This window comes from Micromonospora sp. R311 (genome assembly GCF_056780015.1).
The window spans coordinates 34,264-59,122 of record NZ_JBSWCE010000012.1; the positions used below are offsets into that span (position 1 = coordinate 34,264).

Consider the following 24,859-nt stretch of genomic DNA (forward strand, 5'->3'; position numbering starts at 1 on the left):
ACGGCGGCCAGGCTACCCACCCCCGACCTGGGCGGACACCGACGAAAGTCAGGTGTTCAGCTGATCTCCTCGGCCCAGGCCCGCCAGTCGTCGAGCACCCCGTACAGCGCCGGGGTGAGCCAGCCGGACGCGGACCGCCCGAACACTCCCGGGTCCATCGCGCCGGCGCCGGCCGGCACCGCGCCGAGCAGGTTCGGCACCAGGTCGGTGAGGTTGGCCCAGTGCACCAGTTCCGGCTCGGCGGGCCAGGCGCCGATGACCACCCCGGCCGGCACCGCCCGGCGGTCCAGCGCCTCCAGGGTGAGCGCGGTGTGGTTGAGCGTGCCCAGGCCGGCCCGGGCCACCACCACCGCCGGGGCGCCCAACGAGACGGCCAGGTCGGCCACCGTCCACGGCTCGCCCGACGGGCGCAGCCCCATCGGCACCAGCAGCCCGCCGGCGCCCTCGACCAGCACCAGGTCGTGCTTGTCGGCCTCCTCGCGGACGGCGTCGACGGCGGTGTAGAGCTCCAGCGGCTCGAGCTCGGCCACCCGGGCCGCGGCCAGCGGGGCGAGCGGGTCGGGGAAGCTGGCCAGGGTCCGGCCGGTCAGCGGGGCGGCCAGCCGGGTCACCTGGTCGACGTCGCCGGGCTCGCCGGTGGCCGTACCGGTCTGGCCGGGCTTGACCACCGCGACCCGCAGCCCGGCCGCCTGCGCGGCGGCGGCGATCGCCGCGGTGACCACGGTCTTGCCGACCTCGGTGTCGGTGCCGGTGACCAGCACCGGCCCCCGCCACGGCTGGGTCATGGCGCACACTCCACGACGACCTCCAGGGCCCGCTCGAAGTCCGCCCGGGGCACCCCGACGCCGATGGTGAGCCGCAGCCGGGAGCGGCTGTCCGGGGTGGACGGCGGGCGGAAGCAACCGACCGCGACGCCGCGGTCACGGCAGTCGGCCGCCCAGGCGGTGGCGGCCTCCGGGCCGGGGGCGGTCACCGAGACGACCGCCGCGTCCGGTGCGGAGACGTGCAGTCCGGCGGCGCGCAGCCGGCGCACCGCGAGCGCGGCCCGCTCGGCGATCTCGGCGCGCAGCGCGTCGCCCGACCGGGCCCGCGTGACGGCGGCGTGCACGCCGGCGGCGACCGCCGGGGGCAGCGCGGTGTCGAAGATGAAGGTGCGCCCGGTCTCCACCAGGTGCCGGACGAACTCGGCCGGGCCGGCGACCACCCCGCCGGCGCCACCGAGGGCCTTGGACAGGGTGGCGGTCACCACCACGTCCGGTTCCCCGCGGAGCCCCGCGGCGGCCACGCCGCCGGCCCCGGCCGGGCCGATCACGCCGAGCGCGTGCGCGTCGTCGACCAGCAGCAGCGCACCGTGCCGGCGGGCGACCGCGTGCAGCCGGGCCAGCGGGGCGAGGTCGCCGTCGACGGAGAAGACCGACTCGGTGACCACCACCGCCGGCCGGCCGGGCGCGGCGGCCAGCGCCGCGGCCACCGCGGCGACGTCGTTGTGCGGGGTCACCACGGTCTCCGCGCCGGAGATCCGGCAGCCGTCGATCAGGGACGCGTGGTTGTGGGCGTCGGAGACCAGCAGCGTACGGGGTTGCACGAGCGCCCGCACCGCCCCGAGGTTGGCCAGGTAGCCGGAGGAGAAGACCAGGGCCCGGTCGGTGCCGAGCCAGTCGGCGAGGGCGTCCTCCAGCGCGTGGTGGGCGTCGGTGGACCCGCGCACCAGCCGTGACCCGGTGGCCCCCAGCCCGTACGCCGCCAGCGCCCGCCCGGCCGCGGTGGTGACCTCGGGGTGCGTCGCCAGGCCGAGGTAGTCGTTGCCGGCCAGGTCGACCACGGCGTCGCCGGCCGCGCGGGGCCGCAGCCGGCGGGTCAGCCCCGCCTTCGCCCGCAACTCGGCACGGCGGTGCAGCGCTGCCAGCCAGTCCGCCACCGTCACCCCCACACCGCCGGTCGCGGCCGCCGTCGGAGCACGGCCGCCGGGCGAAATTACCATCCGTGACCCGCGGCCCGGCGCGTCCACCCCGGGCGCATCGGCCCGGTCACGCCCCGGCCGCGCGGCGGTTTCTCCCGCTCGGGCGGCCTTGTAGGGTACGAGCCATGCCAGAGATCCTCGACCAGGCCCGTACGCAGGTACTGGAGAACGGCGTCGGCCTCGACGAGGCCGGTGTCCTCGCCGTGCTGAACCTGCCCGACGAGCACCTGCCCGCCGCCCTCCAGCTCGCTCACGACGTGCGGATGCGCTGGTGCGGGCCGGAGGTGGAGGTCGAGGGGATCGTCTCGCTGAAGACCGGCGGCTGCCCGGAGGACTGCCACTTCTGCTCCCAGTCCGGCCTGTTCACCTCGCCGGTGCGCTCGGTCTGGCTGGACATCCCGTCACTGGTCGAGGCGGCGAAGCAGACCGCGGCGACCGGGGCCACCGAGTTCTGCATCGTGGCCGCCGTCCGCGGCCCGGACGCCCGGCTGATGAAGCAGATGCGCGAGGGCGTCGCCGCGATCAAGGCGGAGGTGGACATCCAGGTCGCCGCCTCGCTCGGCATGCTCACCCGGGAGCAGGTCGACGAGCTGGTCGACATGGGCGTGCACCGCTACAACCACAACCTGGAGACCTGCCGCTCCTACTTCCCGAACGTGGTCACCACGCACTCCTGGGAGGAGCGCTGGGAGACGCTGCGGATGGTCCGCGAGTCCGGCATGGAGGTCTGCTGCGGCGGCATCCTCGGCCTGGGCGAGACGGTGGAGCAGCGCGCCGAGTTCGCCGCGCAGCTCGCCGAGCTGGACCCGCACGAGGTGCCGCTGAACTTCCTCAACCCGCGGCCGGGCACCCCGCTGGGCGACCGGCCGGTGGTCGAGGGCAAGGACGCGCTGCGGGCCATCGCCGCGTTCCGGCTGGCCATGCCGCGCACCATCCTCCGGTACGCGGGCGGCCGGGAGATCACCCTGGGCGACCTGGGCACCCGCGACGGTCTGCTCGGCGGCATCAACGCGGTGATCGTCGGCAACTACCTGACCACCCTGGGCCGGCCGGCCACCGCGGACCTGGCGCTGCTCGACGACCTGAAGATGCCGGTCAAGGCGCTCTCCGCGACGCTGTGAGGGGTTGACGGTGACGGACGCTGCGGGGCTGGCGGTGACCGGTGGCACGGCACCGGCCTGGTGTGACCGCTGCGGCGGGTCAGCGGCGGCCGGACCGCACGACGGCTGCGCGGCGGCGCGCGCCCTGGAGCCGCCCCGGTTCTGCGCGCACTGCCGCCGCCGGATGAAGGTGCAGGTGCTGCCGGTCGGCTGGTCGGCGGTCTGCGTCGAGCACGGCGAGATCCGCGGCTGAGGCCCCCGGTGCCGCCCGGTCCCGTCGTCGCCCGCCGGCCGTTCCCGCTGCGCCGGGCCCGGTGGCGCCGGTGACCGGGGAGCTGCGCGGGCGGGCGGTGACGCTGCGGCCGGCCACCGCGGCGGACGTGCCGGTGCTCGCGGCGATCCGGGCCACCCCGCAGGTGCGCCGCTGGTGGCGCGGCGGCGACGACCTGGCCGCGGCCGTCCGCGCCGACCTCGCCGACGACGACCTGGCGGTGTACGCGGTGGAGCAGGGCGGCCGGGTGGTCGGCGCGATCCAGTGGTACGCCGAGGACGATCCGGACTACCGGCACGCCAGCATCGACATCTTCCTCGACCCGGCGGTGCGGGGCGGCGGGCTCGGCGGGGACGCGATCCGCACCCTGGTCCGGCACCTGATCGACGCGCACGGCCACCACCGGTTCACCATCGACCCGGCGGCGGCGAACACGGCGGCCGTCCGCGCGTACGCCAAGGTCGGGTTCCGCCCGGTCGGGGTGCTGCGCCGCTACGAGCGCGGCGAGGACGGGCGCTGGCACGACGGCCTGCTGATGGACCTGCTCGCCGACGAACTGGTCGACTGACCCCGGCCCGGCACGGCCCGCCGGCGACGGTGAGCACCCCAGCGGCCCGGTGACGTCGAGCAGGCGCACCCCGTGGTAGACGGGCGCCGGTCCGGAGCTGTCACGGCTCGACGCTAGCCAGCCGCTGGGGTTTCCGTGCCGTCCCAGACGAGATCGTGCCCACTCTGCCGGCGGGCGCCGGCGGCCGGCCGGTGCGCGGCGAGCCGGCCGTCCGGCATCAGGTGCTCCACCGGCACGTCGTGGCCGAGCAGCGCGACGTCGGCGATCAGCCGCCGATGGCACCGCCACCAGACGCTCTCGCTGCACATCACCGCCGTGCTCCGGGCCGCCGCGTCGGCCAGCACCGCGTCGAGCGCCGCCCGGAAGTCGGGGGTACGGGTGTACGCCGCGTACGCCCGGAACGCCGCCACGGTCCACCAGGTGTCCGGCTCCGGCGTGCCGGCCGGGGTGTGCCGCCGGCCGCCGAGGCGCGGCTCCCAGCGGTAGTCGATCCCGGTCGGCGGCAGCCAGCGTGCCAGCTCCTCCCGACGGACGTCGGGGTTGGTGCGGCTGGCGGGAAACCGCCGCACGTCCACGACCAGCTCGATCTCCGCCCCGGCCAGCAGCTCCGCCAGCCGCGCCCGGTCGGCGGCCCCGTGCCCGACAGTCACCAGCGCCCGTTCCACCACCGCATCGTGCCCCGAATCGTGGGCAGTTACCGTTCGCGCGCGCGGTAACTGCCCACGATCTCGACGCGGCGGCCGTCAGACCAGGGTGCAGGTGCCGCCGTTGAGGTTGAACGCGGTGGGTCTCGGGTTGCTGCCGGTGTGGGTGCCGTTGAAGCCGAAGCTGGTCGACGCCCCCGGTGCCAGCACCCCGTTGTAGGAGACGTTCGTGGCGGTCACCGCCGTGTCGGTCTGCCGGTACGTCGCCGACCAGCCCTGCCCGACCTGCTGCCCGGTGCTCGGGAAGCTGAAGGCCAGGGTCCAGCCGTTCAGCGTGGTGGTGCCGGTGTTCGTGATGGTGATGGTCGCCGTGAAGCCGGTGCTCCAGTCGCTGGTGGCGTACCCGACCCGGCAGCCGGCCGTCGGCGTCGGGGTGGCCGGGGTGGTCACCTCGAGCACCGGCGAGGCGGCCGAGCGGTTGCCCGCGCCGTCGCGCGCCCGCACCGAGAACCGGTACGTCCGCTCCGGCAGCAGGCCGGTCACGGCGAGCGTGTTGGTGGCGGCGTTCAGCAGGACCAGCGCGTCGCTGCCGACCTGCGCCTGGGTGACCTCGTAGCCGGCCAGGCCGCTGCCCCCGGCGTCGGTGGCGGCGGGCCAGGTCAGGGTGAGGCCGGTCGGCGCCACCGCCGAGGCGACCGGGGTGCCGGGTGCGGTCGGCGCGGTGGTGTCCGGGGTGGCGGGGCCGGGCTCCTCACCCCAGACGCGGGTGCCGCCGGAGTAGAGCGGCACCCTCCGGTTCGGACCGGTGTCGGCCTGGTACGACGGGTCGTTGCTCGGATCCCAGGTGCCGCCCTCCGGCACGCCGACCTTGAACTGCACCTCCATCCGGTGCTGGGACTGGCCGGCCGGCGCGATGGTGTGCGCGGCGCAGTCCACCTCGACGTACCAGACGTCGCCGGAGTGCTGCCGGGCGGCGGTCGGTGCCGGGCAGCCCTGGGTGTAGCCGGGGGTGACCTGCACCGGGCCGGGGCCGTCCGGGCGGAAGTAGTACCGGAACCGGCCGTCGGTGAGGGCGCGGGCCGGGAAGCCGGACCGGTTGTAGATGATCGCCTTCAGCCCGGTGGCCCGCGGCTCGGCCTGCATCACCGTGGTCTCCACGGTCAGCTCGTCCAGGTCCGGCGTCTCCGGGGTGGGGAAGTTCGCCAGCGGGGTGCCGCCGTACTCCTGCGCGAGCCGGGCCAGCGCGGAGGTGAAGCCGGCGTTGTAGTCGGTGGCCACCTCGTTCATCACGTAGTCGGAGCGGTTGTCGGTGTAGGCGTCGTTGGCCGCGGAGGGGCCGCCGACCAGCGCGCCGTACAGGGTGTGCCGGGTCCCGGTGGGCACGGTCTGGCTGTCCCACCAGGAGCCGTGCGCGGTGCGGTGGTGCGGGTTGCGCGGGGGGTTGGCCCCGAAGCCGATCACGTAGCTGGAGCTGCGCGGGTTGTCGCCGAGCGCGTAGCCGATCTGCCGGACGGCGAAGTCGTGGTAGCGCGCCTTGCGGGTCGCGTCGGTGATCCTGTCGCTGTAGACCAGGGCGGCGAAGGCGGTGTTGGCGGCGTAGCGCAGCGCGCCCCAGGAGTCCAGCACGGCCATGCCGCCCGGTGAGTAGGCCACCCGCTGCCCGTTCACCCCGACGGTCCACCAGTCCAGCCAGCGGTTGGCGTCGTCGACGTACTTCTGCTTGCCGGTCAGGTTGGCCAGCAGCACGTACGCGCCGAACTGCTTGTTGTCCCAGGCGATGGTCCACCTGTAGGACCGGGTGGTGGTCTGGTTCTCGGTGCCGAGCCGGTCGTACTCGGTCTCCGCCTTGGCCAGGTAGGCGGCCTCGCCGGTGGCCCGGTAGAGCCAGATCGCGCCCCAGACCAGCTCGTCCTGCCAGCCGCTCCAGGAGCGGTAGAAGTTGGTCACGTCGGTGATGCACTCGTGGTAGCTCTTGCGCACCGTGTCGGCGAAGGCGTAGAGCTGCCGGGCGTGGCCGAGCAGCGTGTCGGCGTAGGCCGGGTCGGTGGGGCGGAACACCATCGAGGAGGCGGCCATCGCGGCCGCCGTCTCGCCGGCCAGGTCCGCGCCACCACAGCTGGCATCGATCTTGTACGCCGGCCGCGCCATCGGCAGCACCTCGGCCGGTCCCCACCACTTGTGGTCGTCGTCGCCCTTGCCGACCTGTCCGTAGAGGACGTTCGGCGCCGGGTGCGCCTTGACGAACCAGTCGTTGACCCAGCGCAGGTTGTTGAGCAGGTGCGGGAGCTGGCCCGTGGCGGTGTAGCCCGCCCGGTACTCCACCGCGCCCCAGGCGAGCATGGTGGCGCTGAACGCCATCGGGAAGCCGAACTTCACGTGGTCGCCGGCGTCGTACCAGCCACCGGTGAGGTCGAGTCCCACGTCGGCGCCGTCGCCCAGCGCCGAGTCGCCGCGCCAGGAGACCCGGTTCCAGTCGGGAAGCCGGCCGGACTGCTGCGCCTCGTAGAAGAGGAGCGACTTCTGCAACGCCTCCGCGTAGTTGAACGTGGGCGCGGCGGACGCGGGCGCGGCCGGCGCGGCGACCGCGAGGGCGAGCCCGGTGGCGAGCGCGACGCCGGCGGCCAGCAGGCGGCGGGGCCAGGGTTGGTCGGCCCGTCCGGGCCGTCTCGGGTGGGGCATGGCGAGCTCCTGTCGGTGGCGCTGCCGTGCGGGACGTCGTCGGGTCCGACGTGGGCTGCCGGCGGCGGGTGGTGGGGGTGGGCCACGGGCCCGGGAGCGCTCCCATGGACAGTCAGCAATGTAATCTCGATGTCACCGGTTTGGGAAGACCGACCGTGGCGCCACCCGACCACCGCCGGAAAAACGCTTCGCAGCGTCGCGACGGCCGTTTCCGTTACAGCGACACGCCTGCGGAGAGTGACGAACTTCCCGGGACGCCCGGCTTCGGACGGCAGGTCCGCGCAGGTCAAGCCGATCGCCTGATGTCGACGTCCGTCACGCCCTGTGTCATCATGTGCTGTCCCCTCGATCCACTCCGGAGGAATCCTCATGCCACAGCGTCGGCGCGTGGCGCGCGCGGCCCTTTTCACTGCCGCCGCCACGGCCTGTCTCGCCATCGCCACCCCGGCCTGGGCGAGCGTCGCACCCCTGTCCCAGGCGGCCCCAGGCGGTCACAACCCTGCCGGCGACAACGGCACGGTGAAGATTGACGGCCAGGAGTTCGAGGACAAGGTCGATAACCAGCCGCACGTGACGTGCGACTTCGAGCTGGAGTTCTTCAACTTCGACACGAACCAGGCGGCCGACATCACGCTTACCGCGCAGCCGCCGTCCGGCACGGACAAGGTGGTCTGGTCGGTCAAGAACCGAATCATCAGCACCGATCCCGCCTCCGGCGCGGAGAACGACCACGACGAGGTCATCAAGCTCTCCGCCAACGACCTCGACCTCGCCGGCCTCACCGCACACCCGAAGCACGGCTACCACCTCAAGCTCGACGTCGACCTGGTGGACGGCAAGTCCTCCGACGCCAAGCACAAGGTCTTCTGGTTGGAGCCGTGCGCGACGAGCCCCACTCCGAGCACGACGACTCCGACCGACGGGGGGACCACCCCCGGCGGGAGCACGCCCGCGACGCCGGGTGGCGGTGACGGCGGCGACGGAGGTGACGGCGGCGGCCTGCCCGTCACCGGTGTGGCGGCGACCAGCATCGCGCTGGGCGGCCTCGCCCTGATCGGTGGCGGCACCCTGCTGGTGCTGCGCCGCCGGCGGGACAACATCACCTTCACCAGCTGATCTGACGCAGCGCCCGAGCGGCCGCCGGACACCTGTCCGGCGGCCGTTCGCGTGTCCGGCCCCGTACCGCCGACCGCCACGCGACCCACCCGGCGGCACGCCCGTCGCGGCCGCCGGTGGCGTCGGGCGCGGGTCCGGATCTGATCCGTTCCGAGCCGGGATCCGTACTCACGGGTAACCCGGTCGACGGCGCCCGGAGATACGTCACATCATCGATAACGCTAGATTCTCTTGCCGCGTACGCCCAGCTCAGCACGCTCGGACGCGACCGTTGGCCGCGGTCTGGGCCGACTTTTCGCGGGCCTCGCGTTCCGGCATACGAACGTACTGTTGCCGGGCCGCGGCACGGCGCGCGACAGTACGCGACACCAGCGGTGCCATCGACGCCGCCGCTCCCCGGACGACCTGAGGAGATCGCGATGGCTCTACGACTCGCCGACGGCACCGCCTGGTCGGACATTCTCGCCCGCGCGGTGGCCGCCGCCCCGGAGGCGTTCGGCCCACCGGCCGACGGCACCACCACCCCGCACAACCTCGTCGAGGGCGACTGGCGCGCCTTCGGGGTGCCGACCCCGGTCCGCACGCCGGTGGACAACACCGTCCTGGTCAACCTGTCCCGGTTGGACGCCGGGGCCGCCCGGGCCGCCGTCGCGTACGCCGCCGCCGCGCACCGGGACTGGGCCGCGACGCCGCTGGCCGACCGGAAGGCCCGGGTCACCGACGCGCTGGACGCGCTCACCGCGCACCGCGACCTGCTCGCCCTGCTGCTGGTCTGGGAGATCGGCAAGCCGTGGCGGCTGGCCTGCGCCGACGTGGACCGGGCGCTGGACGGCGTGCGCTGGTACGTCGGCGAGATCGACCGGATGCTCGCCGACGGCCGGGAGCCGCTGCCCGGCCCGGTCAGCAACATCGCCTCCTGGAACTACCCGATGAGCGTGCTGGTGCACGCGGAACTCGTGCAGCTGCTGGCCGGCAACGCGGTCATCGCCAAGACGCCGTCGCAGGGCGGGGCGGTCTGCCTGACGGTCGCGCACGCGCTGATGCGCCGGGCCGGGCTGCCCGCCACGCTCCTCTCCGGCAGCGGCGAGGAACTCTCCGAGGTGCTGGTCCGGGCGCCGGAGATCGGCGCGGTGGCGTTCGTCGGCGGGCGGTCCAACGGCGGCAAGGTGGCCGCCGCGCTGCTCGACTCCGACAAGCGGCACTTCATCGAGCAGGAGGGGCTCAACGCCTGGGGAGTCTGGAACTTCTCCCAGTGGGACCTGCTCGCCGGGCACCTGAAGAAGGGCTTCGAGTACGGCAAGCAGCGCTGCACCGCGTACCCCCGGTTCGTCGTGCAGCGCGACCTGGTCGACGAGTTCCTCGACATGTACCTGCCGGTGGTGCGCTCGGTCCGGTTCGGACACCCGCTCGCCGTCGACCAGGACTGGTCCGCCGGCGACCCGCTGCCGGAGCTGGACTTCGGGCCGCTGATCAGCGCCGCCAAGGCCGACGAGCTGCGCCGCAAGGTCGACGAGGCGGTACGCGGCGGCGCGGTGCCGCTGCACCGGGGCAAGCTGGACGGCGCGCCGTTCCTCGACGGGCAGGACACCTCCGCGTACGTGGCGCCGGCGGTGCTGCTCGCCCCGCCCGGCCGGTCCCGGCTGATGCACGCCGAGCCGTTCGGGCCGGTCGACACCATCGTGGTGGTGGACACCACCGACGAGCTGCTGGCCGCGATGAACGCCTCCAACGGCGCGCTGGTCGCCTCGCTGGCCTGCGACGACGAGGACGAGGCGGCGAAGCTCGCCGTGGACCTCCAGGCGTTCAAGGTGGGCATCAACAAGCCCCGCTCCCGGGGCGACCGGGACGAGCCGTTCGGCGGCCGGGGCGCCTCCTGGAAGGGCGCCTTCGTCGGCGGCGACCTCCTCGTGCAGGCCGTCACCCAGAACGGCGACGACCGCCTCTACGGCAACTTCCCCGACTACAGCAGCTACCCCGCCACCTGACCCACCCCTCCCCCACTCGCGCGATCGTGCACTTGCGGCCCGTGACACGCGGCATGTGCCCGGTCCGCCGGCGGAAAGTGCACGATCGCGCGGGTCAGCGGGGGATGACGGGGGTGGGGGCGGTCAGGGGGACGGTGAGGGTGAGCAGGGCGGCGTCGCGCTCGCTGCGGGTGGGGCGGGCCAGGCGCCGCAGGGTCTGCAGCATCGGGGTGTTCTCGGCCTGGACGTGCAGCACCAGGGCCGCGTAACCGGCCCGCTCGGCGTGCCCGACGAGCCGCCGCAGCAGCGCCGAGCCGAGTCCGCGCCGCTGCCAGTCGTCCCGGACCAGCAGCGCCACCTCCGCCTCGTCCCCCTCGGCGAGCAGGTTCGCCATCGCCACCACCGGCTCCCCCGCGCCACCGCAGCCGGGCGCGGCGGCGAGCAGGGTCAGCCCGCGCGCCGGTTCCAGCAGCCGGCGCAGCCGGGTCGGCGCCGGCGTCGCCGCCCCACCCAGGTAGCGCCGGTGCCGGCTGCGCGCCGAGCACGCCTCGTGCAGCTCGACCACGCCCGCCAGGTCGTCCGCGCCGGCCGGTCGTACGCCCACCTCGGCGCCGTCCGGCAGGACCAGGGTGACCTGCTCGGCGGCCCGACGCCCGACGGTCGCCGCCAGCTCGACCAGGGCCTGCGCCCGGGCGTACTCGGCCGGGGTGAAGTCGGGGGCGGCCCGACGCAGCACGAAGGACCCGCCGCCGGGGTCGGCCACCAGCATGGTGCGCTCGGTGCTGCCGCCGCGGGCGCCGGCCGGCGCGGCCCGCCAGCTGACCGTGTCCGCGCCGAGCAGCGTGCGCAGCGCCTCCCCGGTCGCGTCCGGGTCGCGCACCAGCCGGTTGGCCAGCCCGAGCACCCGGGTCGGCTGGTCGGCCAGCCCGCGCGCCTCGCTGCGCGCGACCCAGCAGTCCCGCCCCCGTCCCCGCTCCACGGCGGCGACGAGGTCGGCCTCGTCGAGCGTGTCCGGCGCGTCGACCAGGAAGTCGTCGACCGCGCCCCGCTCTGTGGTGTGCACCTGCACGGCGAGGATGTTCACCCCGCGCAGCGCGAGGCTGGCCGTGAGCACCGACAGGTAGCCCGGCCGGTCGTCCACGGTGGCTCGGATCCGCCACAACGTCATGGTTGCCTCCCTTCCCCGGGTACGACCCTCGCCGGTGGCTGTTGCCGGCCGGTTGCCCCGGGGTGACGGCCCGGGATCCGCGGACGCGACCTGCGCCACAGCCGGGTGCCCGGCGGCCGGGAAGCCATCCCCGTTTGCCCGGCGGCCGGAAGGCCGCCCCGCGGTGCCCGGCGGCCGGACCGCCACCGCCCACCGGCGGTGGGCCGCCGTGGATCAGGGGCCGGTGACCACCGGCGGCGCGCCGACCAGGTCCAGCCGGTCGCCGAGGATCACCGCACCGGCCCGGACCAGCTGCGCCAGCCGGTCCACCTCGGTGGTGTGGAACGCCGGCGCGACCAGCGGATCGGTGCGTTCCCGGGCGACCACCAGCACCAGGCCGGCCCGGCCGAACGGGGCGACAGCGAAGTGGCCGCCGTCGGGCGTGTCGACCGCCCGGGCGCGCAGCGGGGTCACCTCCGGCAGCCGCGGCGGTACCGGCGCCCGCCAGCTGGCGTGCCCGACCGTCGGTTCCCCGCCGCCGGCCCGGGTGGCCCAGTCCAGCGGCACCACCGCGGCGACCGCCCAGTCGGCGGCCAGCAGCCCGGGCACCGCGTCGACCAGGGTGGCGACCCCGTCGACCGGGTTCGCCGCCACCTGGGCCAGCAACTCGGCGTCCTGCCCGGTGGTGGTGGGCGCGCCGATCGCCCGCCACACCCCGTCCACCCGCACCCCCGGAATCGCGGCCAGGCCGGCCAGCAGCCGCTCCACCCGGGCCGCGCCCGGCCAGACCACGGTGAAGTCGTCCACCGCCCGCCCGCCGAGCCGTTCCAGCACCACCACCTGGACGATGTCCGCACCGGAGACGCCCATGGTGCGCGCCACCTGGCCGAGCGTGCCCGGACGGTCCGGCAGGGTGACCCGAACTCGCAGCAACATCTGTGTACCCTCCGCTCGGCGGGCCGGCGGCGCGGCCGGCAGGCTGGGCACCAGCCTGGCCGTTGCCCATTTCGTCCCTGTTGCCGCGGCATGTCCCGCGGGCAAAATCCGACCTTGACAACCCGGTCGGGCTGCCATCAACTAGTCGGATGACCGATCCGGCCGTCGACGCGCTCCGGCCGGGGACCGCCCGGGCCACCCCGCCGGAGCGGGGCTCCACCCCCACCGCGTCCCCCGTCGGGCTCGACCTCGACCGGCTCGCCGGCTACCTCGCCGAGCACCGCCCCGAGCTGGCCGCCGGCCCGCTGCGGGCCCGGCTGATCGCCGGCGGCAAGTCCAACCTGACCTATCTGCTGCACGCCGGCGAGCACCAGGTCGTGCTGCGCCGGCCCCCGCTCGGGCACGTGCTGGCGACCGCGCACGACATGGCCCGGGAGTTCCGGGTGATCTCCGCGCTCGCCCCCACCGACGTTCCGGTGCCCGCGGCCCTGCTGCACTGCCCGGATCCGGAGGTGATCGGCGCGCCGTTCTATGTGATGGAACGGGTGCCCGGCGAGGTGTTCCGCACCCGCGCCCAGACCGACCCGCTCACCGCCGAGCAGCGGCGGGAGCTGGCCATGGCGATGATGGACACGCTGGCCGCGCTGCACGCCGTCGAGCCGGCGTCGGTCGGGCTGGCCGACTTCGGCCGGCCGGAGGGCTACCTCGCCCGGCAGGTGCGCCGCTGGGCCGGCCAGCTGGAACGCTCCCGCAGCCGGCCGCTGCCCGGCATCGAGGAGCTGCGCGACCGGCTCGCCGCCACCGCCCCCGAGGGCGCCAACGCCGGCCGGATCGTGCACGGCGACTACCGGCTGGACAACCTCCTCGCCACCGTCGACCCGGTCGCCGTCCGGGCGGTGCTCGACTGGGAGATGGCCACCCTCGGCGACCCGCTGGCCGACCTGGGGCTCCTGCTGACCTACTGGGACGTGCTCGGCGACAGTGAGGCGGCCGCCGGCAACCCGGTCGCCGACGGGCTCGGCCCGCGCGCCGGCTTCCCCACCGGCGCCGAGCTGATCGAGCGTTACGCCGGCCGCGGCGACGTCGACGTCGGCCCGCTGCACTGGCACGTCGCGCTCGGCTGCTTCAAGCTCGCGGTGATCTGCGAGGGCATCCACTACCGGCACACGCTGGGGCAGACCCTCGGCGAGGGCTTCGACCGGATCGGCGAGATGGTGGCACCGCTGGTCGCGCACGGGCTGACCGCCGCCAGGGAGCGCTGATGGACTTCGCGTACGACGCCCGCACCGAACAGCTGCGCGGGGAGCTGACCGCGTTCCTGGAGCAGCACGTCTACCCGGCCGAGCCGGTGCACGCCGAGCAGGTCGCCGCCGGCGGCGACCCGTGGGCCCGGCCGCCGGTGATGGCCGGGCTGAAGGCCGAGGCGCGCAGGCGCGGCCTGTGGAACCTCTTCCTGCCCGACCCGCGCTACGGCGCCGGGCTGACCAACCTCCAGTACGCGCCGCTGGCCGAGCTGACCGGGCGCAGCCCGCACCTCGCCCCGGAGGCGGTCAACTGCGCCGCCCCGGACACCGGCAACATGGAACTGCTCGCCGAGTTCGGCTCCGAGGCGCAGCGGAAGCGCTGGCTGGAGCCGCTGCTCGAGGGCGAGATCCGGTCGGCGTTCTGCATGACCGAGCCGGAGGTCGCCTCCTCCGACGCCACCAACATCGCGACCCGGATCACCCGGGACGGCGACCACTACGTGATCAACGGCCGCAAGTGGTGGTCGTCCGGGGCGATGGACCCGCGCTGCGAGGTCTTCATCGTGATGGGCAAGACCGACCCGGGCGCCGACCGCCACCGGCAGCAGAGCATGGTGCTGGTCCCGCGGGACACCCCCGGGGTCACGGTCCGCCGGGGCATGACCGTCTTCGGCTACAGCGACGCCCCGCACGGCGGGCACGCCGAGGTCGACTTCGTCAACGTACGGGTGCCGGCGGAGAACCTGATCGGCGCGGAGGGCGCCGGGTTCGCCATCGCCCAGGCCCGGCTCGGCCCCGGGCGGATCCACCACTGCATGCGGCTGGTCGGGATGGCCGAGCGGGCGCTGGAACTGCTCTGCCGGCGGGCGAGCGAACGGGTCGCGTTCGGCCGGCCGCTGGCCGAGCAGGGCGTGGTGCGGGAGTGGATCGCCGAGTCCCGGGTGCGCATCGAGCAGGCCCGGCTGCTGGTGCTCAAGACCGCCTGGCTGATGGACACCGTCGGCAACAAGGGCGCGCACACCGAGATCCAGGCCATCAAGATCGCTACCCCGGCGATGGCCGAGTGGGTGATCGACAAGGCGATCCAGGCGCACGGCGGCGCCGGGGTCAGTCAGGACACCCCGCTGGCCGCCCTCTGGGCCCAGGCCCGCACCCTGCGCCTCGCCGACGGCCCCGACGAGGTCCACCGCGCCTCCCTCGCCCGCCGCGAACTCCGCCGCCAAACCCCGTCCCCCGCCTGACCCACCCTCACCCCGCGCCGATCGTGCACTCTCAGCCCCGGTTACGGGAGCGACGTCCGTAACGCCGGGGCAGCACCCGCACGATCGCGGGAGTGCGGCGGGGTCAGGCGGAGGCGCGTTCGATGAGTTGGGTGTCGAGGAGGAGGTGGGGGGAGGGGAGTTCGTCGCCGCGGATGCGGGCGACCAGCAGGCGGGCCATCTGCCGGCCCATCTCCTCCACCGGCTGGAACACGGTGGTCAGCGGCGGGTCGGACTGCCGGGCGACCGGCGCGTCGTCGTAGCCCACCACCGCCACGTCCTCGGGCACCCGCCGACCCGCCTCGCGCAGCGTCCGCAGCGCGCCGAACGCCATCAGGTCGGAGGCGACGAAGACCGCGTCGAGGTCGGGGCAGACCTCCAGCAGCCGCCGCATGGCGGCCGCCCCGCTCTCCTCGCTGAAGTCCCCGTACGCCACCAGGTCCGGGTTGACCCCGCCCCCGGCGGCCTTGACCGCCTCCTTGTAGCCGGTCAACCGGGCCAGGCCGGCGCCCATGTCCTGCGGGCCGGCGATGGTGGCGATCCGCCGCCGCCCCCGGCCGGCGAGGTACTCCACGGCGCGGCGGGCGCCGCCGACGTTGTCCACGTCGACGTACCAGGCCGGCTGGGCGCCCGGTTGCAGCATCCGGGCCGGGCGGCCGCCGAGCACGGTGGGCAGGCCGCGCTCCTCGAGCAGGGTGGGCAGCGGGTCGGCGTCGTGCAGCGACAGCAGCAGCACCCCGTCGACGTGCTGGTTGGTCAGGTGGTGCTCGACCCGCTCCCGCTCCACCGGGGACTGCGCCATGGCCAGCCAGAGCTGCATCGGCGTCTCCAGCAGGCCGGAGCTGATGCCACGCACGATGGCGGCGAAGAACGGCTCGGTGAACACCCGGTCGCCGGATTCGGAGACGACCAGCGCGACGGAGTCGGTGCGCTGGGTGACCAGGGCGCGGGCGGCCCGGTTCGGCACGTACCCCAGCTCGGCGATGGCCTGCTGCACCGCGGCCCGGGCCTCCGGACTGACCTGGGGCGAGCCGTTGACCACGCGGGACACCGTCCCGCGGCCGACGCCGGCGCGGGCCGCGACCGCGTCGAGGGTCGGGCGCCCGAGCGACCGGGTGCGCTGCGTTGTCATCGTCTGCTCCTCCGACGTCGGGCGGACCCGGCACACCTGCGGGAGGTGGCGCCGGGACCGCCCGGTACTGGCTGGTCCCCGCCTATTGTGCGGCCAGACCGTTGCGTCGGATCACCTCGGCGTACCACCTGGCACTGGACTTGGGGGTGCGGGCCTGGCTGTCGTAGTCGACGTAGATCATGCCGAACCGCTTGGTGTAACCCCAGGCCCATTCGAAATTATCCATCAGCGACCAGGCGAAGTAGCCGCGCAGGGGCACCCCGGCGTCGATCGCCTCGTGGGCGGCGCGCAGGTGGGCGTCGAAGTAGGCGAGCCGGTCGACGTCGTCGACCCGCCCGTCGACCATCGTGTCGACGAACGCCGAGCCGTTCTCGGTGACGTAGAGCGGCAGGTCGGTGTACTCCTCGTGCACCCGGCGCAGCGTCTCCACCAGGCCCGGCGCGTCGATCTCCCAGTCCATGTCGGTCACCGGCACGCCGCGGGTGACGAACCGGACGTCCTCGCTGCCCGGCCAGCACGACGGCGACCGCCAGTACCGCTCCGGCGCGACCCCGTCGACCGGGGCGGCCACCACGTGCCGGCTGTAGTAGTTGACGCCGACCAGGTCCAGCGGCGTGGAGATCACCGCCAGGTCGCCGTCGCGGACGTGCCCGAAGTCGGTGACCGTGGCCAGGTCGGCCTGCACGTCGGCCGGGTACGACCCGCGCAGGATCGGGTCGAGGAAGAACCGGTTGGCCAGCCCGTCGATCCGCCGTGCCGCGTCGGCGTCGGCGGGCGAGTCGCCGGCCGGCGTGACCGGGTAGAGGTTGACGGTCACCCCGACCTCGGCGGTCGGCCGGGCCGCGCGCAGCGCCTGCACGGCGAGGCCGTGGCCGAGCATCAGGTGGTGCCCGGCCCGGACGGCGTCCGCCCCGTCGGAGCGGCCGGGCGCGTGCACGCCGGAGCCGTAGCCGAGGAACGCCGAGCACCACGGCTCGTTGAGCGTGGTCCAGTAGCGCACCCGGTCGCCGAGGGCGTCCGCGACCAGCCGGGTGTAGTCGGCGAACCGGCCCGCGGTGTCCCGGGCCGGCCAGCCGCCGGCGTCCTCCAGCGGCTGCGGCAGGTCCCAGTGGTAGAGGGTGAGCCACGGCTCGATGCCGTGCGCCAGCAACCGGTCGACCAGCCGCCGGTAGAAGTCCAGCCCCTCGGCGTTGGCCGGGCCGGAACCGCCGGGCTGCACCCGGGACCAGGAGACCGAGAACCGGTACGACCTCAGCCCCAGCTCGGCCATCAGCGCGACGTCGGCGTCGAGCCGGTGGTAGTGGTCGCAGGCCACGTCACCGGTGTGCCCGGCGACCACCCGCCCCGGGGTGTGGCTGAAGGTGTCCCAGATCGACGGGGCCCGACCGCCCTCGGCCGCCGCGCCCTCGATCTGGTACGCCGCGGTGGCGGCGCCCCAGAGGAAGCCGGGCGGAAAGGTCAGCGGCGGGCGCTCGTCGAGTACGCCGAGGGCGGGTGGGGTGGCGGGGTTGCTCACGACTTGACGGCACCTTCCATGATCCCGCCGATGATCTGGCGGCCGAACAGGACGAACACGATCACCAGCGGCACCGTGCCGATGGCGGTGGCGGCGAAGACCTGCGAGTAGTCGGTGTAGTAGGCGTACGACAGGAACGCCAGCGACACCTGCAGGGTCGGGTTCTCCGGAGTGAGCACCGCGTACGGCCACAGGTAGGAGTTCCAGGTCTCCATGAAGGTCAGCAGGCCGAGCACGGCGGCGGCCGGGCGCAACGCGGGCAGCACGATGTTCCAGTAGATCCGGAAGGTGCTCGCCCCGTCCACCCGGCCGGCCTCGATCAGCTCGTCGGAGACCGCCTGGGCGGCGTACTGCCGCATCATGAACACGCCGAACGCGCTGACCAGGAACGGCACGGTCACCGCGTACAGGGTGTCGTACCAGCCGAGGTCCTGGATCATGCCCCAGAGCGGGATGAGGCCGAGCTGGGTCGGGATCATCATGGTCACGATGATCGACAGCAGCAGCACGTTGCGGCCGCGGAAGCGCAGCTTCGCGAAGGCGAACCCGGCCAGCGAGCCGGTGATCACCACCGAGACCGTCACCACGGCCGAGACGATGACCGAGTTGAGCAGGCCGGTGAGGAAGTTCGCCGCGTCGTTCTCCAGCACCCGGCCGAAGTTGTCGCCGAACGAGCCGGCCGGGGTGACCGGCGGCGGCACGTCGTTGATCGAGTCGAGGCTGCGGGTGGCGATGACCACCATGTAGTAGAAGGGGTAGACCGAGAAGAGCAGCGCGAGCACGAGTGCGCAGTAGGTCAGCGGGCTGGTGCGCCACAGGCGCCGGGAAGCCGAGGTCACGGGTCTCTCCTCACTTGACCGTACGGCGGACGAGCAGGAAGTTGACCAGCGACACGAGCGCGATGATCAGGAACATCGCCCAGGCCACCGCGGCGCCGTAGCCGGCGCTGTTCAGGTTCTCGATGCCCAGCTCGTACATGTACATCGCCAGGGTCTGGAACTCGCGCTGGTCGCCGCCGATGATGTTGCCGTTGGCGAAGACGAGCGGCTCGGTGAAGAGCTGCAGGCCGCCGATCGTGGAGAGGATGACCACGAACAGGAAGGTCGGCGTGAGCATCGGCAGGGTGATCCGCCAGAACTGCTTCCACTGGCTGGCGCCGTCGAGCGCGGCGGCCTCGTACAGGTCGCGCGGGATGGCCTGCATGCCGGCCAGCAGGATCAGCGTGTTGTAGCCGGTCCACCGCCAGTTGACCATCGAGGCGATGGCGGTCCAGGAGCTCCAGCGCTCGGCGTCCCAGTCCACCGGGTCGATCCCGACGAAGCCGAGCAGCCAGTTGATCACGCCGAAGTCGCGCTGGAAGAGCATGCCGAAGACGATCGCCACGGCGGCGACGGAGACCACGTTCGGCATGAAGATCGCCATCCGGAACAGCGTCCGGGCGCGCAGGAAGGTGCGGTTCAGCAGGTTGGCCAGGAACAGGGCGAGCAGCAGCTGCGGCACGGTGGAGAGCAGGAAGATGCCGAAGGTGTTGACCACCGCGTTCCAGAAGTACTCGTCCCGCACGAGCGCGGTGTAGTTGTCGAACCCGATGAAGCTGTGGTCGCCGATCAGGTTCCAGTCGTGCAGGGACATCCAGGCGGTCCGCAGCATCGGGTAGAGCCCGAAGATGCCGAAGACCACGAAGAACGGCGCGATGTACAGGTACGGGGAGTAGGTCAGGTCCAGCCGGGTCAGCGAGAGCGACCGGGACCGGCGCGGTGCGGAGTGGCGGGGTGGCGGCGGGGGCGCGGCGGACGGCCGCGCCGTCGTGACCGGCAGGCTCATGCCGCTGCCTCCCTACGGTCGGCACCGGCACGAGGCACATCGGCGCTGTGCTGGCTGATTCGCTCGCTGTGCTCGCTCATACGGGGTCCTTTCCCGGCGCCGGCGGCGCCGGCGCGCAGGCGGTGGTACGTGGAACGGGACGCTGCCGGCGGCGTCCGGGTGGGCTACCCGGACGCCACCGGCGCGGATGGGTCAGAAGGCGCCCTGGGTCTTGGCGTCCTTGGCGAACTGCTCCCAGGCCTTGTCCTTGGAGGCCTGCCCGTTCTCGTACGAGCGCAGCGCCGGCTCGAAGGCGTTCTCCTTCACCGCCTGGTGCTTCGGGCCGAGGTGCAGCGGCTGGATCTTGGCCACGCTGTCACCGAAGATCTTGCCGGTCGGCGCGTTGTTGAAGTACTCGTTGGTGTAGGCGAGGAACTCCGGGTTCTTCAGCGCCTCCAGGTTGGTCGGCAGCGGGCCCTTGAGCTTGAACGCCGCCACCTGACTCTGCGCGTTGGTCAGGTACTCGGCGAGCTTCGCCGCCTCCTTCTGGTACTTGCTCTGCTCCGGCACGGCCAGCCAGGAGCCGCCCCAGTTGCCGGCGCCACCGGGCACCGGGGCCACGTCCCACTTGCCCTTGTTCTCCGGGCCGGAGTTGTCCGCGACGATGCCGAGCATCCAGGACGGGCAGAAGGTGGCCGCGAAGGTGCCCTGCTTGAAACCGGCCGACCACTCCGGCGACCAGGTGGCCGTCTCGGCGGTGATGTTGGCGTCGGCCATCGCGATCGCGGTGTCCCAGGAGGCCTTCACGGCCGCGCTGCTCTCCGCGACGACGTTGTCCTGCTTGTCGTAGAACAGGTCACCGCCCTGCTGGAACATCACCGCGCTGGCGGCGGTGGTGACCGAGTCGAGCATCCCCTTGCCGGTGGCGGCGCGGTACTTCTTGCCGGTCTCGATGAAGCCGTTCCAGTCCGGCCAGAGCGCGGCGACCTGGTCCCGCTCGACCGGCAGCTTGGCGGCCTGGAACAGGTCCCGGCGGTAGCAGACGGCGAGGCTGCCGACGTCGGTGGGCAGACCCATCAGCCGGCCGTCCGGCGCCTTGCCCAGCTCGTACTTCCAGGGCAGGTAGTCCTTGCTGTGGTCGGCGACCAGCGGCGCGAGGTCGACCCAGTTCGCCGGGTTGGCCTTGAACTCGTTGAGGATGCCCTCCTCGAGGGCGATCACGTCCGCCGCGCCCTTGCCGGTGGCCAGCGCCCGGACGATCTTGGGCCGGTACTCGTTGAGCTGGGCCGTCTTGCGCAGCTCGACCTTGATGCCGGTGTCCTTCTCGTACTGCTTGACGAGCTCGTCGTAACCGAACTCGCCGAACGTGTCGACGACCAGCTTGGCGGGCTTCTCGCCGGCCGCCGGCGAATCGTCGTCGTCGCCGCATGCCGCGAGACCGCCCAGGGCGGTGATCGCGGCCAGGGCGGTCGCCGCCAGGCGGGTACGCCGCGTGGTGAGGCTCATCCTGACCCCTCTTCTCGGTGGTGAGGCTGGGTGGGTGTGGTGGGGGGTGCGGTGCGCCCGCCAGCACCGGACGGGCCGGCGGCCGACGTCCGGCGGTGGGCGCGGGAGTTCCGCGCCCGGCGCGCCGGGAGCGCTCCCATGAGATTGCCGGCGCCCCTCAGGGGTGTCAATAGGCCTCTGGGAGCGTTCCCAGATCGTTACCGCCGACGGCGTCCACACCGAACGGACACCCGCACGGGGGCGGCGACCGCGGCGGCGCGGTGCGCCTGGACGGCGCCGACGACCTGCCGCTGGTGCGTCAGCAGAAGCGGCGGAGCAGCGTGTCGGCCCGGCCGGGGTCGAAGGCGGCCGGGTCGAAGCCGTCGGCCACCCACTCGCGCATCGACCGGTGCTCGGGATGGCGCGGGTCGGCCAGCGCGGCCAGCAGGGTGTGGTAGCCGACCGGCCCGCCGATGTCCTCCGGCGGGCAGGCCCGCGCGCCGTCCAGGCAGGACGGATAGCGCACGTCCGGGTCGGCGGTGACCGCGTCCTCCACCACCAGGTCGTGCTCCCACCAGTCCCCGAAGTCGTACGTGTAGTGGAACCGGCTGCCCTTGCCCACCACCGCGTCGAGGCGGACGTCCAGCTCGTCGGTGAGCGCCAGCTCGCCGTCCGGGTCGGGCTCGCCGTACTGGATGCCGTCGATCTCGAAGGAGTGCAGGTGGCAGTCGCGCCAGCCCATGCCGTGCTGCACCACCCGGTGCAGCCGGTCGAGGGTGTAGCCACCGGGGACGAGCACCCGGCGCCAGACCGTCGGCCGGACCCCGGCCAGGGAAATCTTCAGCTGGAAGATCTGACGCGGCATGCTGTCCCATCCTCCCTCGGCTTAGGCTTGCCAGCATGATCTGCCGAGCGTGCCGGGCGAGGCGGCACGACGACTGTCCGGGCCGGAACTGGTGCGACTGCCAGCACCGTACCCCCCGACCCACCCCTCCGGTCACCGGTCCGGCCAGCGAATGAGCGTCGGAATCCCGATTTCCCGGCTCTGGCCCGACCCGCACCCGCAGCCCCTCGACGACGACGCGCTCGTCGCGCTCTACGCCCGCGGTGACCGCCCGCGCCTGCGGGTCAACTTCGTGGCCAGCGTCGACGGCGCGGTCAGCGTCGACGGCTACTCCGCCGGGCTCTCCGGCCAGCCGGACAAGCGGGTCTTCGGGCTGCTGCGGATGCTCTGCGACGCGCTCGTGGTGGCCGCCGGCACGCTGCGGCAGGAGGGCTACCGGGCGGTCCGGCTCAGCCCGGAGCGGCGGGCGTGGCGTCGCGCGCACGGGCTGGCCGAGTACCCGACGCTGGTGGTGGTCTCCGGCGCGCTGGACCTCGACCCGGCGCAGGCCGCGTTCGCCGACGCGCCGGTCCGCCCGGTGGTGCTCACCCATGCCGGCGCCACCGCGCCGCCGGGGTTGGCCGGGGTCGCCGACGTGGTGCCCTGCGGCGCCGACCGGGTCGACCTCGCCGCCGGCCTCGCCGAGCTGCGCCGCCGCGGGTTCGACCAGCTCCTCTGCGAGGGCGGACCGCGGCTGTTCGGCGCGCTCACCGCGGCCGACCTGGTGGACGAGGTCTGCCTCACGGTCGCCCCGCTGCTCGCCGGCCCCGGCCCCGGCCGGATCACCGCCGGCGACCCGAGCCCGGTGCGGCAGTTGCCGCTGCGGCACGTGCTCGCCGCCGACGACGGGGTGCTGCTGCTGCGTTACGCCCGGGACTGACCGCCACTGCGCCGGGCCGTACGACCGCCGGCGCAGGCTGCCCGACCGGCCGCCGGCGGGCGGGAGCGACCGGCACGGGAACGACGCGGCCGGCGCGGGCACGGCGCGACCGGCGCGGGACGCCGGCGTGGGCGCGGGCACGGCCGCCGCGGTCCGTGCCCGCACCCCGGGCCGGCCGGTGGCTCCGACCGTCCGGCGCCGCCGTCAGGGGAGGAGCGGCGACGCCACGGGCCCGCGGGCGGATCGAGACGGGCCCGCCGGTCCGGGAAACCTGCCACAGGCCCCGGACAGTGGAGGTGCTCGATGCCACCCGCTGCCCTGATGGCGTCGGGGAGCCTCCCGGCGTCACATCCACCCCGGGGCGGCGGCGGGCACGCTGCGTGCCGGGGCGGTCGCGCTGCGGCCGGCCGGCGCACCGACCGGCGTGGCGTCCGCCGCGTCGCGTGGCGACCTGTCGTACTCCTCGGGCAGGATGCAGGGCGTGCCTCCCCACCCCGATGACCAGCCGACCGGAGTTGCGATGACCGACGACGGCTTCGACGGCCCCGGCGAGGCGGTCGGCCGGGTGCTGGGCACCGCCGACGCCACTCCCCTGCAGTTCTGGACGGCGGTCTCCCCCGGCAGCTACCTGCAGCTCGACGACGTGGTGGTGACCCGGCGCGAGCTGCCCGACCGCGAGCCCGTGACCATCGCCGGGGTGGTGACCCAGGTGCGCGCCCGGCACGAGGGCGCCCAGTTCGACTCCGACGTCTTCGCCATCGCCGACGGCACCCTGCCGGCGCAGGTGCAGGAGGCGGCCGAGATCACCACCACCCGGGTCGACCCCGAGCTCTACGTGCCGCCGTCGCCGGGAGCGGTGGTGCACCGGGCCGAGGGTGACGCGCGGGCGCGGGCGCTGCACTTCGACCGGATGGAACGGCGCATCCCGATGGGCATGGGCCGCGACGGGGTGCCGGTCTACCTCAACGCCGACTTCCTCGACGGCACCCGCGGCGCGCACGTCTCCATCTCCGGCATCTCCGGGGTGGCCACCAAGACCAGCTTCGCCACCTTCCTGCTCTACTCGGTGTTCCGCTCCGGGGTGCTCGGCGGCGACGCGGTCAACGCCAAGGCGCTCATCTTCAACGTCAAGGGTGAGGACCTGCTCTTCCTCGACCACCCCAACACCCGCCTCGACGACACCACCCGCGCCGGCTACGCGCGACTCGGGTTGAGCGCCGGCGCCTTCCCCGACGTGCGGGTCTACGCCCCGCCCCGGGTCGGCGACTCCTCCGGCACCCCCGACGTGAGCAGCCGGCTCACCGGGGTGGACAGCTTCTACTGGACGCTGAGCGAGTTCTGCGCCGACCGGCTGCTGCCGTACGTCTTCGCCGACGCCGACGACGAACGCCAGCAGTACACGATGGTGGTGCACTCGGTCGCCGCCCACCTGGCCCGGCACGCCCAGCCCGCCGACGGCGGGGTGAGCCTCGACGGCGTCCGGCTGGGCAGCTACGCCGACCTGGTCGACCACATCGTCGAGCAGCTCAACGACGACGAGACCCGCGTCGACTGGGCCGGCAGCGCGGTCGGGCTGGGCACGGTCAACGCGTTCGCCCGGCGGCTGATCGGCAGCAAGAAGGACCTGTCCCGGCTGATCCGGGGCGACCTGGCCACCCGCCGCCCGCACAGCATCAACACCGCCGAGAGCGCCCAGGTCACCGTGGTCGACCTGCACAACCTGCCCGACCGCGCGCAGCGGTTCGTGGTCGGCGTGACGCTCAAGAGCGAGTTCGAGCGCAAGGAGAAGGCCGGCACCGCCAAGCCGCTGCTCTTCGTGGTGCTCGACGAGCTCAACAAGTACGCCCCCCGGGAGGGCTCCTCGCCGATCAAGGAGGTGCTGCTCGACATCGCCGAGCGGGGCCGCTCGCTCGGGGTGATCCTGATCGGCGCCCAGCAGACGGCGAGCGAGGTGGAGCGGCGGATCGTCACCAACTCGGCGATCCGGGTGGTCGGCCGGCTCGACCCGGCCGAGGCGTCCCGCCCCGAGTACGGCTTCCTGCCCCCCGCCCAGCGGCAGCGCGCGCTGCTGGCCAAGCCGGGCACGATGTTCGTCAACCAGCCCGACATCCCGGTGCCGCTCTGCCTGGAGTTTCCCTTCCCCGCCTGGGCGACCCGGGTCTCCGAGGCCGGCCGGGCCCCGTCCGAGACGCTGCGCTCGATCACCCAGTCCGCCGACCCGTTCGCGGTGGTGGGCTCGGGCGGCGGCACCGACGACGACATCCCGTTCTAG

At 73.9% G+C, this 24,859-nt stretch carries 21 protein-coding genes; 9 read left to right on the forward strand and 12 right to left on the reverse strand.

Annotation, left to right across the window (positions count from 1 at the left end; translation table 11 throughout):
- Positions 1-56: 56 nt before the first annotated feature.
- Both bioD and AC1WTP_RS12480 read right to left on the reverse strand, forming a co-directional pair.
- On the reverse strand, positions 57-785 hold the full coding sequence (gene bioD / locus AC1WTP_RS12475) for a dethiobiotin synthase (RefSeq protein ID WP_481649388.1): 729 nt from the start codon (positions 783-785) through the stop codon (positions 57-59).
- Entirely contained in the window at positions 782-1,918 is a 1,137-nt protein-coding gene (locus AC1WTP_RS12480; RefSeq protein WP_481649499.1) for an 8-amino-7-oxononanoate synthase, read from the reverse strand. Before AC1WTP_RS12480 ends, bioD begins: the two co-directional genes overlap by 4 nt.
- A 167-nt stretch (positions 1,919-2,085) precedes the next feature.
- Between AC1WTP_RS12480 and bioB the strand changes: the two genes are divergently transcribed.
- The 3 genes from bioB (at position 2,086) to AC1WTP_RS12495 (ending at position 3,899) form a co-directional block, all read left to right on the forward strand.
- Positions 2,086-3,081 carry a biotin synthase BioB gene (gene bioB, locus AC1WTP_RS12485; RefSeq protein WP_481649389.1) on the forward strand — a complete coding sequence of 332 codons (996 nt, stop codon included), beginning with the start codon at positions 2,086-2,088 and terminating at the stop codon, positions 3,079-3,081.
- 10 nt (positions 3,082-3,091) lie between these two features.
- Complete coding sequence (gene bsaP, locus AC1WTP_RS12490; RefSeq protein ID WP_481649390.1) at positions 3,092-3,313, forward strand: biotin synthase auxiliary protein BsaP; 222 nt, start codon at positions 3,092-3,094, stop codon at positions 3,311-3,313.
- Between the two features lie 70 nt (positions 3,314-3,383).
- Positions 3,384-3,899 carry a GNAT family N-acetyltransferase gene (locus AC1WTP_RS12495; RefSeq protein ID WP_481649391.1) on the forward strand — a complete coding sequence of 172 codons (516 nt, stop codon included), beginning with the start codon at positions 3,384-3,386 and terminating at the stop codon, positions 3,897-3,899.
- Positions 3,900-4,012: 113 nt separating this feature from the next.
- Here AC1WTP_RS12495 and AC1WTP_RS12500 read toward each other — a convergent pair whose 3' ends face one another.
- The gene (locus AC1WTP_RS12500; RefSeq protein WP_481649392.1) at positions 4,013-4,564 is read right to left on the reverse strand and encodes a DUF488 domain-containing protein; all 552 of its coding nucleotides are present in this window, start codon (positions 4,562-4,564) and stop codon (positions 4,013-4,015) included.
- A 78-nt stretch (positions 4,565-4,642) separates the two neighbouring features.
- Positions 4,643-7,222 (reverse strand): glycoside hydrolase family 9 protein, encoded by a 2,580-nt coding sequence (locus AC1WTP_RS12505; RefSeq protein WP_481649393.1) that lies wholly within the window; start codon positions 7,220-7,222, stop codon positions 4,643-4,645.
- A 519-nt stretch (positions 7,223-7,741) separates the two neighbouring features.
- Between AC1WTP_RS12505 and AC1WTP_RS12510 the strand changes: the two genes are divergently transcribed.
- Positions 7,742-8,338, forward strand: a complete 597-nt coding sequence (locus tag AC1WTP_RS12510) for an LPXTG cell wall anchor domain-containing protein (RefSeq protein WP_481649394.1) — start codon at positions 7,742-7,744, stop codon at positions 8,336-8,338.
- A gap of 419 nt (positions 8,339-8,757) precedes the next feature.
- A complete protein-coding gene (locus AC1WTP_RS12515) occupies positions 8,758-10,323 on the forward strand; it encodes an aldehyde dehydrogenase family protein (RefSeq protein ID WP_481649395.1) in 1,566 nt (521 codons plus the stop codon).
- 94 nt (positions 10,324-10,417) lie between these two features.
- Here the strand turns inward: AC1WTP_RS12515 and AC1WTP_RS12520 are convergent, their stop codons facing one another.
- Positions 10,418-11,470 carry a GNAT family N-acetyltransferase gene (locus AC1WTP_RS12520; protein WP_481649396.1) on the reverse strand — a complete coding sequence of 351 codons (1,053 nt, stop codon included), beginning with the start codon at positions 11,468-11,470 and terminating at the stop codon, positions 10,418-10,420.
- A 213-nt stretch (positions 11,471-11,683) separates the two neighbouring features.
- The gene (locus tag AC1WTP_RS12525; RefSeq protein WP_481649397.1) at positions 11,684-12,385 is read right to left on the reverse strand and encodes an ACT domain-containing protein; all 702 of its coding nucleotides are present in this window, start codon (positions 12,383-12,385) and stop codon (positions 11,684-11,686) included.
- A 149-nt stretch (positions 12,386-12,534) separates the two neighbouring features.
- On the opposite strand from AC1WTP_RS12525, the gene AC1WTP_RS12530 reads away from it, so the two are divergent.
- Both AC1WTP_RS12530 and AC1WTP_RS12535 read left to right on the forward strand, forming a co-directional pair.
- A complete protein-coding gene (locus tag AC1WTP_RS12530) occupies positions 12,535-13,647 on the forward strand; it encodes a phosphotransferase family protein (protein ID WP_481649398.1) in 1,113 nt (370 codons plus the stop codon).
- The gene (locus AC1WTP_RS12535; protein WP_481649399.1) at positions 13,647-14,870 is read left to right on the forward strand and encodes an acyl-CoA dehydrogenase family protein; all 1,224 of its coding nucleotides are present in this window, start codon (positions 13,647-13,649) and stop codon (positions 14,868-14,870) included. Before AC1WTP_RS12530 ends, AC1WTP_RS12535 begins: the two co-directional genes overlap by 1 nt.
- Before the next feature lie 103 nt (positions 14,871-14,973).
- On the opposite strand, the gene AC1WTP_RS12540 is transcribed toward AC1WTP_RS12535, so the two are convergent.
- The 6 genes from AC1WTP_RS12540 to AC1WTP_RS12565 form a co-directional block, all read right to left on the reverse strand.
- Entirely contained in the window at positions 14,974-16,020 is a 1,047-nt protein-coding gene (locus AC1WTP_RS12540; RefSeq protein WP_481649400.1) for a LacI family DNA-binding transcriptional regulator, read from the reverse strand.
- A gap of 82 nt (positions 16,021-16,102) precedes the next feature.
- A complete protein-coding gene (locus tag AC1WTP_RS12545; RefSeq protein WP_481649401.1) occupies positions 16,103-17,536 on the reverse strand; it encodes a GH1 family beta-glucosidase in 1,434 nt (477 codons plus the stop codon).
- Entirely contained in the window at positions 17,533-18,375 is an 843-nt protein-coding gene (locus AC1WTP_RS12550) for a carbohydrate ABC transporter permease (protein ID WP_481649402.1), read from the reverse strand. The genes AC1WTP_RS12545 and AC1WTP_RS12550 overlap by 4 nt, the downstream gene beginning before the upstream one ends.
- 10 nt (positions 18,376-18,385) lie before the next feature.
- Positions 18,386-19,360, reverse strand: coding sequence for a carbohydrate ABC transporter permease (locus AC1WTP_RS12555; RefSeq protein WP_481649403.1), 975 nt, complete (start codon positions 19,358-19,360; stop codon positions 18,386-18,388).
- Between the two features lie 192 nt (positions 19,361-19,552).
- A complete protein-coding gene (locus tag AC1WTP_RS12560; protein ID WP_481649404.1) occupies positions 19,553-20,845 on the reverse strand; it encodes an ABC transporter substrate-binding protein in 1,293 nt (430 codons plus the stop codon).
- A 298-nt stretch (positions 20,846-21,143) separates the two neighbouring features.
- Positions 21,144-21,689, reverse strand: a complete 546-nt coding sequence (locus AC1WTP_RS12565) for a plasmid pRiA4b ORF-3 family protein (RefSeq protein WP_481649405.1) — start codon at positions 21,687-21,689, stop codon at positions 21,144-21,146.
- A gap of 151 nt (positions 21,690-21,840) precedes the next feature.
- Here AC1WTP_RS12565 and AC1WTP_RS12570 point away from each other — a divergent pair, with 151 nt between their 5' ends.
- Both AC1WTP_RS12570 and AC1WTP_RS12575 read left to right on the forward strand, forming a co-directional pair.
- Entirely contained in the window at positions 21,841-22,587 is a 747-nt protein-coding gene (locus tag AC1WTP_RS12570; RefSeq protein ID WP_481649406.1) for a pyrimidine reductase family protein, read from the forward strand.
- Between the two features lie 520 nt (positions 22,588-23,107).
- Positions 23,108-24,859 carry an ATP-binding protein gene (locus AC1WTP_RS12575; protein ID WP_481649407.1) on the forward strand — a complete coding sequence of 584 codons (1,752 nt, stop codon included), beginning with the start codon at positions 23,108-23,110 and terminating at the stop codon, positions 24,857-24,859.

What these genes read in the sequence shown, in the direction of transcription:
- AC1WTP_RS12525 (WP_481649397.1), bottom strand. Translation starts at nt 12,385, where the DNA reads ATGTTGCTGCGAGTTCGGGTCACCCTGCCGGACCGTCCGGGCACGCTC.
- AC1WTP_RS12565 (WP_481649405.1), bottom strand. Translation starts at nt 21,689, where the DNA reads ATGCCGCGTCAGATCTTCCAGCTGAAGATTTCCCTGGCCGGGGTCCGG.
- AC1WTP_RS12515 (WP_481649395.1), top strand. Translation starts at nt 8,758, where the DNA reads ATGGCTCTACGACTCGCCGACGGCACCGCCTGGTCGGACATTCTCGCC.
- AC1WTP_RS12555 (WP_481649403.1), bottom strand. Translation starts at nt 19,360, where the DNA reads ATGAGCCTGCCGGTCACGACGGCGCGGCCGTCCGCCGCGCCCCCGCCG.
- AC1WTP_RS12505 (WP_481649393.1), bottom strand. Translation starts at nt 7,222, where the DNA reads ATGCCCCACCCGAGACGGCCCGGACGGGCCGACCAACCCTGGCCCCGC.
- AC1WTP_RS12540 (WP_481649400.1), bottom strand. Translation starts at nt 16,020, where the DNA reads ATGACAACGCAGCGCACCCGGTCGCTCGGGCGCCCGACCCTCGACGCG.
- AC1WTP_RS12530 (WP_481649398.1), top strand. Translation starts at nt 12,535, where the DNA reads ATGACCGATCCGGCCGTCGACGCGCTCCGGCCGGGGACCGCCCGGGCC.
- AC1WTP_RS12575 (WP_481649407.1), top strand. Translation starts at nt 23,108, where the DNA reads ATGACCGACGACGGCTTCGACGGCCCCGGCGAGGCGGTCGGCCGGGTG.
- AC1WTP_RS12570 (WP_481649406.1), top strand. Translation starts at nt 21,841, where the DNA reads ATGAGCGTCGGAATCCCGATTTCCCGGCTCTGGCCCGACCCGCACCCG.
- bioD (WP_481649388.1), bottom strand. Translation starts at nt 785, where the DNA reads ATGACCCAGCCGTGGCGGGGGCCGGTGCTGGTCACCGGCACCGACACC.
- AC1WTP_RS12535 (WP_481649399.1), top strand. Translation starts at nt 13,647, where the DNA reads ATGGACTTCGCGTACGACGCCCGCACCGAACAGCTGCGCGGGGAGCTG.
- AC1WTP_RS12520 (WP_481649396.1), bottom strand. Translation starts at nt 11,470, where the DNA reads ATGACGTTGTGGCGGATCCGAGCCACCGTGGACGACCGGCCGGGCTAC.
- bioB (WP_481649389.1), top strand. Translation starts at nt 2,086, where the DNA reads ATGCCAGAGATCCTCGACCAGGCCCGTACGCAGGTACTGGAGAACGGC.
- AC1WTP_RS12560 (WP_481649404.1), bottom strand. Translation starts at nt 20,845, where the DNA reads ATGAGCCTCACCACGCGGCGTACCCGCCTGGCGGCGACCGCCCTGGCC.